Origin of the sequence: Candidatus Enterococcus testudinis (assembly GCF_002140915.1) — a bacterium.
Classification (GTDB): domain Bacteria; phylum Bacillota; class Bacilli; order Lactobacillales; family Enterococcaceae; genus Enterococcus_D; species Enterococcus_D testudinis.
The window spans coordinates 2,890,552-2,903,620 of sequence record NZ_NGKU01000001.1 but is presented as its reverse complement, the minus strand read 5'-3'; the positions used below and the strand labels follow the sequence as shown (position 1 = coordinate 2,903,620).

At 39.7% G+C, this 13,069-nt stretch carries 15 protein-coding genes; 12 read left to right on the top strand and 3 right to left on the bottom strand.

Annotated features, from left to right (window positions below):
• Window positions 1-242 precede the first annotated feature (242 nt).
• The 7 genes from A5886_RS15935 to A5886_RS14090 all read left to right on the top strand — a co-directional run bounded on the left by A5886_RS15935 (window position 243) and on the right by A5886_RS14090 (window position 6,365).
• On the top strand, window positions 243-419 hold the full coding sequence (locus A5886_RS15935; RefSeq protein ID WP_218776645.1) for a hypothetical protein: 177 nt from the start codon (window positions 243-245) through the stop codon (window positions 417-419).
• Window positions 420-715: 296 nt separating this feature from the next.
• The gene (locus tag A5886_RS14115; RefSeq protein ID WP_086275719.1) at window positions 716-1,693 is read left to right on the top strand and encodes a LacI family DNA-binding transcriptional regulator; all 978 of its coding nucleotides are present in this window, start codon (window positions 716-718) and stop codon (window positions 1,691-1,693) included.
• A 1-nt stretch (window position 1,694) separates the two neighbouring features.
• Complete coding sequence (gene rbsK / locus A5886_RS14110) at window positions 1,695-2,603, top strand: ribokinase (RefSeq protein ID WP_086275718.1); 909 nt, start codon at window positions 1,695-1,697, stop codon at window positions 2,601-2,603.
• Window positions 2,575-2,970, top strand: coding sequence for a D-ribose pyranase (gene rbsD / locus A5886_RS14105; RefSeq protein WP_086275717.1), 396 nt, complete (start codon window positions 2,575-2,577; stop codon window positions 2,968-2,970). The genes rbsK and rbsD overlap by 29 nt, the downstream gene beginning before the upstream one ends.
• 19 nt (window positions 2,971-2,989) lie before the next feature.
• Complete coding sequence (locus A5886_RS14100; RefSeq protein ID WP_086275716.1) at window positions 2,990-4,474, top strand: sugar ABC transporter ATP-binding protein; 1,485 nt, start codon at window positions 2,990-2,992, stop codon at window positions 4,472-4,474.
• 1 nt (window position 4,475) lies between these two features.
• Window positions 4,476-5,429, top strand: a complete 954-nt coding sequence (locus A5886_RS14095; protein WP_086275715.1) for an ABC transporter permease — start codon at window positions 4,476-4,478, stop codon at window positions 5,427-5,429.
• A gap of 18 nt (window positions 5,430-5,447) precedes the next feature.
• The gene (locus A5886_RS14090) at window positions 5,448-6,365 is read left to right on the top strand and encodes a D-ribose ABC transporter substrate-binding protein (protein WP_179190047.1); all 918 of its coding nucleotides are present in this window, start codon (window positions 5,448-5,450) and stop codon (window positions 6,363-6,365) included.
• Between the two features lie 37 nt (window positions 6,366-6,402).
• Here A5886_RS14090 and A5886_RS14085 read toward each other — a convergent pair whose 3' ends face one another.
• Entirely contained in the window at window positions 6,403-7,596 is a 1,194-nt protein-coding gene (locus A5886_RS14085) for a toxic anion resistance protein (RefSeq protein WP_086275713.1), read from the bottom strand.
• A gap of 99 nt (window positions 7,597-7,695) precedes the next feature.
• The gene (locus A5886_RS14080) at window positions 7,696-8,343 is read right to left on the bottom strand and encodes a 5-bromo-4-chloroindolyl phosphate hydrolysis family protein (protein ID WP_086275712.1); all 648 of its coding nucleotides are present in this window, start codon (window positions 8,341-8,343) and stop codon (window positions 7,696-7,698) included.
• 214 nt (window positions 8,344-8,557) lie between these two features.
• On the opposite strand from A5886_RS14080, the gene A5886_RS14075 reads away from it, so the two are divergent.
• Genes A5886_RS14075 through A5886_RS14055 form a run of 5 tightly spaced genes read left to right on the top strand, consistent with a single transcriptional unit; the run spans window position 8,558 to window position 11,069 of the window.
• Window positions 8,558-9,136, top strand: a complete 579-nt coding sequence (locus A5886_RS14075; RefSeq protein ID WP_086275711.1) for an NUDIX hydrolase — start codon at window positions 8,558-8,560, stop codon at window positions 9,134-9,136.
• Window positions 9,129-9,425: a cell wall synthase accessory phosphoprotein MacP gene (gene macP / locus A5886_RS14070; RefSeq protein ID WP_086275710.1), complete on the top strand. Its 297-nt coding sequence runs from the start codon at window positions 9,129-9,131 to the stop codon at window positions 9,423-9,425. Before A5886_RS14075 ends, macP begins: the two co-directional genes overlap by 8 nt.
• Before the next feature lie 56 nt (window positions 9,426-9,481).
• The gene (locus tag A5886_RS14065; protein WP_086275709.1) at window positions 9,482-10,177 is read left to right on the top strand and encodes a 5'-methylthioadenosine/adenosylhomocysteine nucleosidase; all 696 of its coding nucleotides are present in this window, start codon (window positions 9,482-9,484) and stop codon (window positions 10,175-10,177) included.
• Window positions 10,178-10,209: 32 nt separating this feature from the next.
• Window positions 10,210-10,767 carry a cysteine hydrolase family protein gene (locus A5886_RS14060; protein ID WP_086275708.1) on the top strand — a complete coding sequence of 186 codons (558 nt, stop codon included), beginning with the start codon at window positions 10,210-10,212 and terminating at the stop codon, window positions 10,765-10,767.
• A 2-nt stretch (window positions 10,768-10,769) separates the two neighbouring features.
• Window positions 10,770-11,069, top strand: coding sequence for a hypothetical protein (locus A5886_RS14055; protein WP_086275707.1), 300 nt, complete (start codon window positions 10,770-10,772; stop codon window positions 11,067-11,069).
• Between the two features lie 75 nt (window positions 11,070-11,144).
• On the opposite strand, the gene A5886_RS14050 is transcribed toward A5886_RS14055, so the two are convergent.
• On the bottom strand, window positions 11,145-13,037 hold the full coding sequence (locus tag A5886_RS14050) for a M13 family metallopeptidase (protein WP_086275706.1): 1,893 nt from the start codon (window positions 13,035-13,037) through the stop codon (window positions 11,145-11,147).
• Window positions 13,038-13,069: the final 32 nt, after the last annotated feature.

Below are 13,069 nucleotides of genomic sequence, written 5' to 3'. Positions count from 1 at the left end.
AAGTTGACAACATTAGAATGAAAGCGTTAAAATGAAGTGTAATTTGTTTAAAAAAAGTTAAAATTATTTATTTTTTTGCTATAAATCGGTAAATAAATCGTGTGATTTAGGAATGAAGTGTTTGAAAATTCATTAGATTCTTGTTTGTCCTCTTATTTATTTCACTGACCACATTTACAACGGATAGGTAGCTATACATCGGTCATAATAGTCAATTTGCGGGAACAATTGAAGATCCAGAGTTGTTAGTGGAAGTCAAAAAAATTATTTCTGATGGTGAAGAATATGCTGAAATGGCAAAAGATGATCCAAATGGTAATACGGTTGAGTCTGTGATGACAGAAGAAATATATCAGAGTCTATTAGATTCTTTACCTGAAGCTGCAATTCTATTAGATACATTCGATCAGCAATGGTAAAAGTCGTGAAGCATGAACAGAAAACAACGGATGTTTTCTGTTCATGCTTTATATTTTTAAAAAGGATTAGTCTATGTAAAGATAGAAGTGAAAAATTTTGTACCTGAATAGACATCAGAAAAAGTGATTGAATATTTATACTGGTTGAAGGGTGAAGCTAGTTGTTTCATTTTCGATTATTTCTAAAATCATCTTTTTACGTTAAATTGTATAAGACGCATAAAATATATGCTTGCAATCATCTAAAATATCGTTTATGATGTGTATGTAATCGGTTACATATCGGAGGGGTGGAAATGGCAACAATTAAAGATGTGGCAAATCTAGCTGGACTTTCTGTTGCGACAGTTTCTCGGGCAATGAATGGAACTGGGTATGTAAGTGAAGATGCAAGAAAAAAGATTACATACGCAATCAATAAGTTGGATTATTCACCAAATGAGGTTGCCCGTTCTTTATTTCAAAAAAAATCCAAGCTGGTCGGTCTGTTGCTTCCAGATATATCAAATCCTTTTTTTCCGATGGTAGCTAAAGGTGTTGAAGATTTTCTTCAAAAAAAAGGGTATCAAGTTATATTAGGAAATATCCAGGAAGACAACGAAAAAGCTAATGAGTATTTACGTGCTTTTGAACAAAACAATGTTGCAGGTATTCTATCAGCAGTAGAACACAAAAGTAAAAATCACAGTGACATACCCACGGTAATTTTAGATCGTATTGATGAAGATGTTGAATATGGTGTTTATTCTGATGATACACAAGGTGGAAGACTAGCGGCAGAAGCAATATTAAAAGGTCAACCACATAATATAGTTGTTATCGCGGGTCCTGAATCAGTTACGAGGGCAAGAGATCGGTTAATGAGTGTGGAACAAACGCTAAAAATGGCAAAGGTTTCGTATGCGCTTATACAATCAAATTCATTCTTATTGGAAGACGCTAAAGAGACTGCAACATTACTTTTTGATCGTTACCCTCAAGTGGATAGTATTATCGCACCTAGTGACACACACGCGATAACTATTTTGCAAGAAGCATACCACAGGAGCTACCAAGTCCCTCAAGCACTGCAAGTTATCGGCTATGACGATGTACCAATTAGTAAACTTGTGGTACCCAGATTAACTACTATTCATCAACCAGCATATAAAGTGGGATTTAAAGGTGCTGAAATGTTATATGCCCTAATGAATAATGAACACATTGAAAGAAAAAAAATAATACTACCTGTGCATTTAGAGGTACGCGAAACTTTAAGAAGTGGAGGGGAATAGTGTGAAAAATATTTTAGTTATTGGCAGCATGTCAACGGATTTTATTGTCAAAACGAATACAAAGCCAAATCAAGGAGAAACCGTATTTGGTGAAAATTTTAGTACTGGTTTTGGTGGGAAAGGTGCAAATCAAGCCATTGCTGCATGTCGATTAGGCGCAGATGTTTCTATGATGGGACATGTCGGAGATGATTTATTTGGGGAAGAAATAATAGAAAATCTTATTCAGAATGGGGTTTCTACTAGCTATGTGGAACCCGTTACACATGTATCTTCTGGATCTGCACATATTACACTATTTAATAACGATAATAGTATTATTGTTATTCCCGGTGCAAATGAAGCCTTTGATTTGGCACAAAAAGAAAAGTGGACCCAAATTGTGGAAGGGTTTGATTTAGTTATTTTACAAAATGAGATTCCACAATCTGTTAATGAAACCATCATTGATTTATGCTGGTCAAAACGGATTCCTGTTATATATAATCCTGCCCCCGCACGTACAGTCAATACAAGTATTATTGATAAAGTAAAATATATTACACCCAATGAACATGAGTTTGATATTTTATTTCCCGGTAAAAAAAGATCAGAGATGCTCGAATTATATTCGAATAAACTAATTATAACTTTAGGTTCAAAAGGTGCAGTTATTCATAACGGAGATAAAGAGGTAATCATACCAGCAATACAAAAAATTCCAGTTGATACTACGGGTGCTGGAGATACATTTAACGGTGCATTGGCTGTTGCCTTAATGAATGATATCTGTATTGAAAAAGCAATCTCTTTTGCTAACTTGGCGGCTTCATTTTCTGTAATGGGCTACGGTGCGCAAGGAGGAATGCCGACTTTGAAAGAAATGATGGAGAGTGAGTTGTATGAAGAAGCATGGGATTTTGAACAGTGATATTGATAAAGTATTAGCGGATTTAGGCCATACAGATCAAATTACAGTGGGCGATCTAGGACTACCAATACCAGAAGGCGTAAAAAAAATCGATGTCGCATTGACGATTGGTACGCCAAGCTTCAAAGAAGTTTTGTCTTTGATCAATGATGAGATGGCAATCGAATCAATTGTTTTAGCAGAAGAAATCAAAGAACAAAATGCCACTCAATTACAATATATCAATGAACAATTCCCAGATATATCTGTACACTATGTTACGCATGAAGAATTTAAAAAGATGACATCTAAAAGTAAGGCTATCATACGAACGGGTGAAGCAACACCATACTCTAACATAATCTTACAGTCTGCGGTGATTTTTTAACAGAAAGGAGAGGGAATGTTTGCAAATTGAAATGATAAATATTGAAAAATCATTTGGCCATAATCTTGTGCTAAAAGATGTTTCTCTACAATTATATCCAGGTGAGATTCATGCATTAATGGGTGAAAATGGAGCAGGCAAATCCACACTGATGAATATCCTTACTGGGTTACATCAGAAGGATGCCGGCAAAATAGTGATTGATGGTGTTGAAAAAATTTACAAAGATCCAAAAGAAGCGGAAGAAGCTGGTGTCAATTTTATCCATCAAGAGATGAATAACTGGGAGCAAATGACTGTTTTAGAGAATCTTTTTTTGAATAGAGAAATAAGAAATAAATTTGGTTTATTAGATAATAAAGCAATGGCAAAGAAAGCCCAAATGATTTTTGATCAACTTGGAATCCAAATCCCACTTCAAAAAGATGTAGACGATTTATCTGTAGGTCAACAACAAATGATTGAAATAACCAAAGCATTGATGACTGAAGCCAAAGTATTAATAATGGATGAGCCAACCGCAGCACTATCGGATAATGAAATCAATCATTTGTTTGCGATTATTCAAAGATTAAAGGAAAAGGGTACGGCAATCGTTTATATCTCTCATAGAATGGAAGAAATTTTCAAAATAAGTGACAAGATAACAGTCATGAGAGATGGTTTATCTATCGATACGAAAGAAACGAAAGAAACAAATATGGAAGAAGTAGTCAAGAAAATGGTTGGCAGAGAACTTTCTGATTACTATCCGAAGAAAGAAGCAAGTATCGGAGAAGTTATATTCGAAGTGAAAAATATGACTGCGTTCTCACATGAATTTAAAAACATCAATTTTAGTATCAGGTCAGGAGAAATCTTAGGGTTTTCAGGGTTAATGGGTGCTGGTCGTACTGAAATCATGCGAGGCATATTTGGACTTGATAAAATTGAAAGCGGTAACTTTTTTATAGAAGGGAGAGAGGTGCATAATTCTTCCCCTTCAAAAGCTATTGATAACGGCTTTGGTTTTTTAACAGAAAATAGAAAAACAGAAGGATTGATTCTCGACTTTTCAATAACTGATAACGTAAGCTTGCCGAGTATCGACAACTTTTCTAAAAACGGGTTTGTTGATGCTAGGACTGAAAATTCATTTGTTGATTTAATGATCGATAGATTAAGAATCAAAACAATGAGTGCTAAAAATATTGTAGGGGAGTTGTCAGGTGGGAATCAGCAAAAAGTAGTTTTAGCTAAATGGATAGGGGTAGGACCTAAAGTTCTTATTTTAGATGAACCTACTCGAGGAGTCGATGTTGGTGCTAAACGTGAAATCTATCAACTGATGAATGAACTTGCAGAAAGAGGGATTGCTATCATTATGGTTTCGAGTGATTTACCAGAAATACTTGGTGTGAGCGATAGAATTATTGTTTTACATGAAGGGCAAATAGCAGGGGAATTATCAAAAGAGGATGCCACACAAGAAACTATTATGACTTATGCAACGGGAGGTAATTAAAATGGGGAAAAAAGCGTTTCGATCGAAGCAACTATCAGAATATATATCTAAATTAGGGCCCCTATTAGCATTGATCGCATTGGTTATCGCAGTTACAGCACTCAATCCGAGTTTTTTGTCACCAAGTAATTTGCTTAATCTTTTACGGCAAGTAGCTGCAAATGGCTTTATCGCATTTGGCATGACGTTTGTCATTTTAACAGGAGGAATCGATTTATCTGTTGGATCTACCTTAGCTTTATCAAGTGCTTTGACTGCAGGTCTTATGGCAAATGGCATGTCATCGGTACTAGCAATTCTGATAGGATTACTGAGTGGAAGTATTCTTGGTGCCTTGAATGGATTGTTGATTGCGAAAGGGAAAATGGCACCTTTTATAGCAACTTTAGCGACAATGACAATATATAGAGGAGCAACATTGGTTTATACGAATGGGAATCCAATTACAGGATTGGGAGATAGCTTTCTATTTAGTTTCTTAGGGCGTGGCTACTTATTCGGTATTCCTTTTCCTGTAGTATTGATGTTTGTTATTTACTTTATCCTTTTCCTTTTGTTGCACAAAACATCATTTGGTCGCAAAACTTATGCAATTGGTGGAAATGAAAAAGCAGCTTTTGTCGCTGGTGTTAAAATCGATAGAGTTAAATTGGTTATATATTCTATCTCGGGTTTGATGGCTTCAATCAGTGGAATGATCATCACTTCTAGATTAAATTCAGCGCAACCAACCGCAGGACAATCATACGAGATGGATGCTATAGCAGCTGTAGTGTTAGGCGGTACAAGTTTATCTGGCGGTAGAGGAAGACTGTTTGGCACGTTAATTGGGGCTTTGATTATTGGGACTTTGAATAATGGGCTAAATCTTCTTGGTGTATCAAGTTTTTATCAACAAATTGTCAAGGGGATTGTCATTGTTATAGCAGTGTTGTTAGACAGAAAAAGAAAATAATAAATAGGAGGAAATATTATGAAAAAACTATTATTGATGGCGGCAAGTGTATTTTTACTCTCTGGATGTGGGGCAGCGACACTAGATAATGGAAGCAGCGGTGATGAAAAGACTGAAGATAAATCAGCATCAGAGTTAGTTGTGGGCGTATCAATCTCAACATTGAATAATCCTTTCTTTGTATCAATGCAAGACGGTATACAACAACTGGCGGAAGAAAATGATACGCAAGTAAAATTCGTTGATGCTCAAGATGATACAGCAAAACAAAGTAATGATATAGATGATTTGATTCAACAAAATGTCGATGTTTTATTGATTAATCCAGTAGACTCCGCAGCAATCGTACCTGCAGTTGAAGCAGCAAATAATGCAAATATTCCTGTCATAGCGATCGATAGAAGTAGTGATGGCGGGACTTTATTGACTACGGTCGCTTCAAATAATGAAGAGGGCGGAAAAATGGCAGCTGAATTTATTCTGGAGCAACTAGGTGAAAATGCAAAGGTGGTTGAACTAGAAGGTGTTCCAGGTGCCTCGGCAACGAGAGAACGTGGAAAAGGTTTCGATGATTTTGCAGATGGGAAACTAGATGTCATTGAAAAGCAATCAGCAAACTTTAACCGTGCTGAAGGGCTAACTGTCATGGAAAATATTTTACAAGCAAACAGTGATGTCCAGGGTATTTTTGCCCAAAATGATGAAATGGCTTTGGGGGCTGCTGAAGCAATTGGCAGCCGTGAAGGTGTTATTATTGTTGGCTTTGATGGAACAGAAGATGGATTAAAGGCAATTGAAGAAGGAAAAATGTCAGCAACAATTGCACAGAAGCCAGAAGAAATGGGACGGTTGGCATTACAAGCTGCTTTTGATCATTTTGAAGGAAAAGATGTAGATACCCAGATTGATTCTCCACTTGATCTAGTTAAACAATAAAAAAAAGATGCCGAAACTAAAAAGTTTCGGCATTGCTTTATTTATTCCCCGTTAAATCCAATAAACGGTCTTTCAAATCTTCTTCTAAATGACCCAATTCAACTTCAGCAGCCCGACGTTTTTCTTTTCCTTCACGTTGGATACGGAGTGTTTCTTGGATGGTTTCCACCAAATCATTTTGGGTTTTTTGCAAGGTTTCGATATCCACGATGCCCCGTTCATTTTCTTTGGCTGTTTCAATGGCGGAGACTTTGAGCATTTCAGAGTTTTTCTTCAACAGCTCATTGGTGGTTTCAGAAACTTGGCGTTGTGCTGTAACAGCATCTTTTTGGCGCAACAAGGTCAATGCGATGACGACTTGGTTTTTCCATAATGGAATAGCTGTATTGACAGAGGCTTGGATTTTCTCTGCGAGCGCTTGGTTGGTATTTTGAATCAACCGAATCTGTGGGGCTTGCTGGATTGTGATTTGGCGTGCCAAGCGTAAATCATGTGTCCGTTTGTCTAAACGGTCCAAAAACTGTGTATAGTCATTGGCGATTTGGACATCCATTTGATCATTGGTTTGTTCGGCTTTCTTCATGGCTTCAGGGATAATTGTTGTTTGCAATTCTTGCATTTTCAATTCCCCAGCTGCGATATAGATATTTAATGCATCAAAATAGTCTTTATTTTTATGATAAAGCTGCTCAAGCATTAAGTTATCTTTCAAAAGACCATCTTTTTCTTTGTCTAGTTTGACGGCGATTTTATCGATTTGTGCACCGATTTTTTGATATTTTGCAGTGATTTCAAAAATCGATTGTTTGACTTTACCGAACATCCGCTTGAAGAGATTGCCTTCACCAGCCCGCAATTCGTCTGGATTGGCTTCTTGTAATCGATACATCAACTCTGTCAATGAATCACCAACAGGGCCGATATCGGCTGCTTGAACGTGATTCAACATCGATTGGGAGAATTCTCCAAGTTTTGTTTGGGCAGCAGCGCCATATGTGATGACTGCTTGCTGATCCGTAGCATCGATCTTATTGGCTAATTCTTGGGCTTGCGCTTGTCTTTCAGGCGGCAATTTATCAATCAGCCGTGGTGCTTGCTGCTGCTCCTGTAATGCAGTAATTTCAGCTTGCTGCGTTGTTGTCAGTGTATCAACAGGGGTTGCAAATGGGTTGTTCAATAGATCGTCAAGGGTATCGTTGACTGGTTTTACTTGATCAGGTGTATCACTCATAGAAACTCCTCCTAAAAAATGTGTTCATTTCGAAAAAAATCTAGCCTGGGCTAGATTTTTTTTAGATCTGTTTGGCTCGGTCAAGCGTAAGATCTATCCCTATTCATTATCGCGTTTTATGCTTTGTTTGGCAATGGATAACTCGATATCCATGTCATCAAGATCATCCGCCACAAATTGCGAGTAATCTTTCGCAATCAAAGAGGCCATTTGTTCAATGATCTGGGTGCTTTCTTCGATTTTTTCATAGGTTTCGCGACTTTTGATCTCATGTTCGTTGATCTCAATGAATTTGTCGGTTAGATCGACCATGTTTGGCAAGTGGGTATAAAGAAAGTGGTTAGCCAGTGGTAACTTGGTTGGTTCTTTGACCAATTCTTTAAAGAGCGCTTTAGATGCCCGTAAAGCGTCATGCCGCAAATCGATTGCTTTGAGCTTGTTGTTGCGGGCAATGTTTTTTTGCAATTGGTCGATTTGTTGTTTGCTTTGATTCATTGTATCGCGAAACAGGTCGATTTCACGGGCAGACATGCCGCTTTTTAAATAGTGGGCTTCTCTTTCTTTCGTCAAAGAAGGCAACACATGGGGATTGGCTTCGACTTTGCGTCCTTTAAGGCCAATCACGACTAAAACGATACCTGCTAACAACAATAAGGTTGTAAATGTATCAGCACCAGTTGCGCTAACAAATAGCAACATCAAAATAAGTACGATCGCACCAGCGATCAGCCGGATATTTTTTTTCATTTTTCCTCCTCCTAAAAAATCGTTGGACAAGTTGATTTGGTTGTTCGACATCTTTATTTTAGCATGTTCACTCAGATAAAAATATCAGACTTGGGGTGGATATTCTGATATTTAGTAAATTCATAAGCTTTCTTGCCTTTTCTTAAGAAGATATTTTTGGCGAATTATGCTAAAGTGTTTGTTAGATAAGACTAGTGAAGGTTAGGTGGAAAAAATGCTTGAATATACAGATTTTGAAGAAAAGACGATCCAACGCACGGAGATCTTCCATGGGAAAATCATCGATGTTGCAGTTGATGATGTGGCTTTACCCAATGGTGGGACCAGTAAGCGAGAATTGGTTTTTCATCCGGGGGGCGTTGCGGTGATTGCTTTGACCGCAGAAAACAAAATGGTGTTCGTGCGTCAATTCAGAAAACCCCTTGAACGTGTGATTTTAGAGATTCCAGCGGGGAAGATCGATCCTGGTGAAGGGAATTCTCCTGAGCGGACCGGGGCCCGCGAGTTGGAAGAAGAGACTGGCTATCGCCCAGCATCTTTAGAACATCTTTATTCCATGTATTTGTCACCAGGGTTTGCCAATGAAATCCTTCACATCTATTGTGCCACTGCGATCACTAAGGTAGAAAATCCGCTGCCCCAAGATGACGATGAGGTGCTGGAAATCTATGAATTGACTTTTGAAGAAGCGCAAGCGGCTATTGCGGACGGATCGATCTGTGATGCCAAGACATTGTTTGCCCTTCAATATTGGGAACTATTGGAACTGAAACGGAGGAAGGGCCTTGCCTAAAGAACCATTGATCACCCGCTCGGAATTGCGGCGACGCAAAGAAGAAGAGGCGGCTGCAAGCGAACGGAATCAAAAAATCATCGCTAAGCAAAGCGGCAAAGAGTTGCAGCAAAAGGAAAAGCAAATCGACAATCATTACCGGAAGATACGCAAAAAAAATAAAGATATCACCAAGACACGGGCAGGAGAAAATCAAAAATCTCGTGATTTAAATCGTTTTTTAATGAAATCGATCGTGATCGTTGGCTTGTTATTGGTCGTTGTCGCTTTGGCTATTTTCTTGTTATAATGCACTATCATATGTGGTTTTTTACGAACCATGAGTTGTTTGAGGAGGATATATAGATGAAAATCGGAATTATTGGTGCGATGGATGAAGAAATCAAAGCACTCAAAGCGCACTTGGATGCACCTGTATCATGGGAAAGAGGGGGCGCCTTATTTATCTCAGGAAGTATTGGTCATCATGAAGTGATTGTCGTACGTTCTGGTATCGGGAAGGTGTTAGCTTCTATCACCACGAGTTTGCTGATTCAGCAATATGGTGTCAATATGGTGATCAATACAGGTTCTGCTGGCGGTATTGGGGCAGGTCTGCAAGTAGGCGATTTGGTGATCTCGGACAAAGTTGCTTACTTTGATGTTGATGTCACAGGATTCGGCTATGCATTCGGACAATTGCCTGGCGGCATGCCTTTGTATTATGAAGCGAGCCGTTATTTGATCAGTGAAATGACGAAAGCCGCGGAAGCCACCAACCACACGGTCAAGAATGGATTGATCGTTACAGGCGACAGTTTTATCAATGACCCCCGCAAGGTGACAGATATTTTGGGTCATTTTCCAGATGCGTTGGCCTGCGAAATGGAAGGGGCAGCGATTGCCCAAACCGCGCAACAATTCAACGTACCCTTTTTGATCGTTCGGGCAATCAGCGATACGGCTGACCATGATGCGACACAATCATTTGATACATTTATTTTAGAAGCAGGCAAACGTTCGGCAGAAATGGTGTTGGCTTTTGTACAGAAATTGACCTAACTACAAACGCAAGAGGATAAAGGAGGATACCTATGAAAGCATTGTTATCGATTGATTATACAGTGGATTTTGTTGCTGATGAAGGGCGTCTCACCACCGGGAAAGCGGGACAAGCCATTGAGAAGCGGCTAGTCGACCAGACACGGGCATTTATCGAAGCAAGGGATTATGTTGTATTTGCCATTGACCGTCATGATGCGGGTGATCACTATCATCCAGAAAGTCGGCTATTTCCCCCGCATAATCTAGCAGGGACCAGCGGCAGAGAACTTTATGGTACATTGGCACCATTGTATCAAGAAAATCAAACGAGTGAGCATGTTTACTGGATCGACAAACGTCATTATTCAGCCTTTAGCGGTACGGATTTAGATATCCGTCTGCGAGAACGCGGCATCACCGAGTTGTATCTGACCGGTGTTTGTACCGATATTTGTATTCTCCATACGGCAGTAGATGCCTATAATCTAGGTTATCAATTGGTGATCGATGCCGGGGCTGTTGCGAGTTTTGATGCCATTGGTCATGAATGGGCGTTGCGGCATTTTGAACAGACATTGGGTGCCAAAATCATAGCGAAGGAGGACTAATCATGGGTTGGATGGACCAATTAAAAGAAAATTTTAGTTTTAGTGAATTGACTGGGTTGTATCAGGCCTATCAAAAAGGCAATCTGGATATTAAAGGCCTGCTGAACAATGATTTTTTGAACAAGTATACTGACTTTGCGAATCTGGATGCCTTCATGGCAAAATTAGGTATCAAAGATGAGCATCAAATCATGGATTTCTTGAAGGACCGCGGCAATCGACAAAAAGCCGATCAAGTCGTCAATGACCATTCGCAATTTGATTCAGTGATCGCGATGCTGAAAAAAGCCTTAAATCAATAGAGCCAATTAACCAAGAATAAAAAACAGACATCACGACATGGCATATGTGCCATCTTCGTGATGTCTGTTTGATGTTTACCAGATATGGACCCGATTTTCTGGTGCTAGGTACATTGGGTCACCTGGCTTGATATTGAATGTCGTATAGAAGGCGTCGATGTTTTGGACTTGAAGATTGGCTCTTAACTTCGCTGGGCCGTGAACATCAATCGACAGCAATAATTGCTGATATTGCTCTTTGGCTTTGGTTCGCCAAATTTTTGCCCAATTGATAAAGAAATCTTCTAAAGAAACGTCCGCTTCTTTTTCTGCAGCTTCTAACGCACAACTAAGACCGCCTGCATCGGCGATGTTTTCCGAAACTGTTAATGTTCCATTCACAGTGCCGCCGGCAAAGGACACGCCGTCAAATGCCTTGATCATATCTTGCGCCAGTGTTTCGAAGTGTGCCAAATCGGCATCTGTCCACCAGTTATTCAAGTTGCCGAATTCATCGAATTTTGCGCCATTGTTATCAAATGCGTGAGAAATCTCGTGGGCGATGACCGCACCGATCCCCCCATAGTTAGCACTTGAAGATTGATTTAGACTATAAAAAGGTGCTTGCAGAATCGCCGCTGGAAAAACAATCACATTTTTGAATGGGTGGTAATAGGCGTTGACCGTTGCCGCAGACATTTCCCATTCATCGCGATCGACAGGTGTTTGCCATTTTTTGAAGCTGTCTTCTCGGAATAAACGGCCAAAGCGCAATGCGTTTTGCAAGAGAGATGCCGTTTCATCTGTACGCAATTGCTCATAAATTGCTGGAATCTGATCTGGATAACCAACATGGATACCCAAATTATTTAGCTTAACAATGGCTTTTTCCCGGGTTTCTTGGCTGAGCCAGGTATTGTTGGTCAATCGGTCTTGATAGACGCCAATCATGGTTTCTACCATATGTTTGACATCATTTTTGGCCGTTTCACCGAAGTATTTGCGTCCGTAATAATCTCCGACGACTTGACTGAATTGGCCAACTGCCAGGTAGTAAGCAGCTTTTTGCTGCGGCATTGCTTCATCGATACCAGATAAATAGCGTCCATAGGTGCCGCCTAATTGACGGATCTCTTCGCTTAAATAAGCTGTATAGCGCAAACTTTGATTGACGATCATCCAGCCTTTCAATAAGTCGAAATGGCTAAGAGAAACGATGTGCTCAAAGGCATCGAAATAAGCCGGTTCAGTAACGATCAATGATTCTGGTGTCGCCGCTAATAAGGCAGTCAGCGTCGATTTGAAATCGATCGTGGTTGAATGCGCTGCGAAAGTATCTATAGACTGCGGATTGTAATTTTTGCTGTAATCCGCACTTTCTTCGGCACTCCGCACATGGGGGGCAATCAATTTATCAAAAGCGATTGCTTGCTCCACCAATGATTCGGCCGCAGCTTGCTCTTTGCCGTAAGCCACCAATAGTTTGACGGCTGTATCGAAATAGACTTGCAGCATTTCATCTGCTTGGGGATTGTCAGTATAATAGGTTTTATCCGGCAAAATCGTTGCAGGTGGATAAACCAATAGCGTATTCATTTTGGCATTCTTCATGTCAGAATCGACATCGAATTGGAAGGGTAGAGTGATCCCATCCAAAATAAACTGATCTAGTTGTTGATTCAAATCTTCATAAGAAGACAAGTTGTCAATTTTAGCTAGAATAGGTAAGACTTCGGCACCACCTGCAGCATCTCGCGCGGCAAAATCGCTTGCCAATCGATAAAAAGCAACAGCGTCTTTCATTCGACCTTTTGGCGTTGCGTGGTCATCTTTGGCCATATTTTCAAATTCGGCGATCATCAATGCATCGATACCATCTACTAAGTCTTGGAATCCCCCCGTCGCAGGTTTGTCAGCAGGAATCACTGCAGTTTCCATCCACTCGCCATTTACATAATCATAAAAATCATCTTTTAACAAGGTTGTCATGTCTTTCGCTCCTCTCGCTTTCTCTTATTATG

Excerpts from the sequence above, each read along its gene's own strand:
- A5886_RS14115 (WP_086275719.1), top strand. The coding sequence starts at position 716 with ATGGCAACAATTAAAGATGTGGCAAATCTAGCTGGACTTTCTGTTGCG.
- rbsD (WP_086275717.1), top strand. The coding sequence starts at position 2,575 with ATGAAGAAGCATGGGATTTTGAACAGTGATATTGATAAAGTATTAGCG.
- A5886_RS14095 (WP_086275715.1), top strand. The coding sequence starts at position 4,476 with ATGGGGAAAAAAGCGTTTCGATCGAAGCAACTATCAGAATATATATCT.
- A5886_RS14090 (WP_179190047.1), top strand. The coding sequence starts at position 5,448 with ATGAAAAAACTATTATTGATGGCGGCAAGTGTATTTTTACTCTCTGGA.
- A5886_RS14085 (WP_086275713.1), bottom strand. The coding sequence starts at position 7,596 with ATGAGTGATACACCTGATCAAGTAAAACCAGTCAACGATACCCTTGAC.
- A5886_RS14080 (WP_086275712.1), bottom strand. The coding sequence starts at position 8,343 with ATGAAAAAAAATATCCGGCTGATCGCTGGTGCGATCGTACTTATTTTG.
- A5886_RS14075 (WP_086275711.1), top strand. The coding sequence starts at position 8,558 with ATGCTTGAATATACAGATTTTGAAGAAAAGACGATCCAACGCACGGAG.
- A5886_RS14065 (WP_086275709.1), top strand. The coding sequence starts at position 9,482 with ATGAAAATCGGAATTATTGGTGCGATGGATGAAGAAATCAAAGCACTC.
- A5886_RS14060 (WP_086275708.1), top strand. The coding sequence starts at position 10,210 with ATGAAAGCATTGTTATCGATTGATTATACAGTGGATTTTGTTGCTGAT.
- A5886_RS14055 (WP_086275707.1), top strand. The coding sequence starts at position 10,770 with ATGGGTTGGATGGACCAATTAAAAGAAAATTTTAGTTTTAGTGAATTG.
- A5886_RS14050 (WP_086275706.1), bottom strand. The coding sequence starts at position 13,037 with ATGACAACCTTGTTAAAAGATGATTTTTATGATTATGTAAATGGCGAG.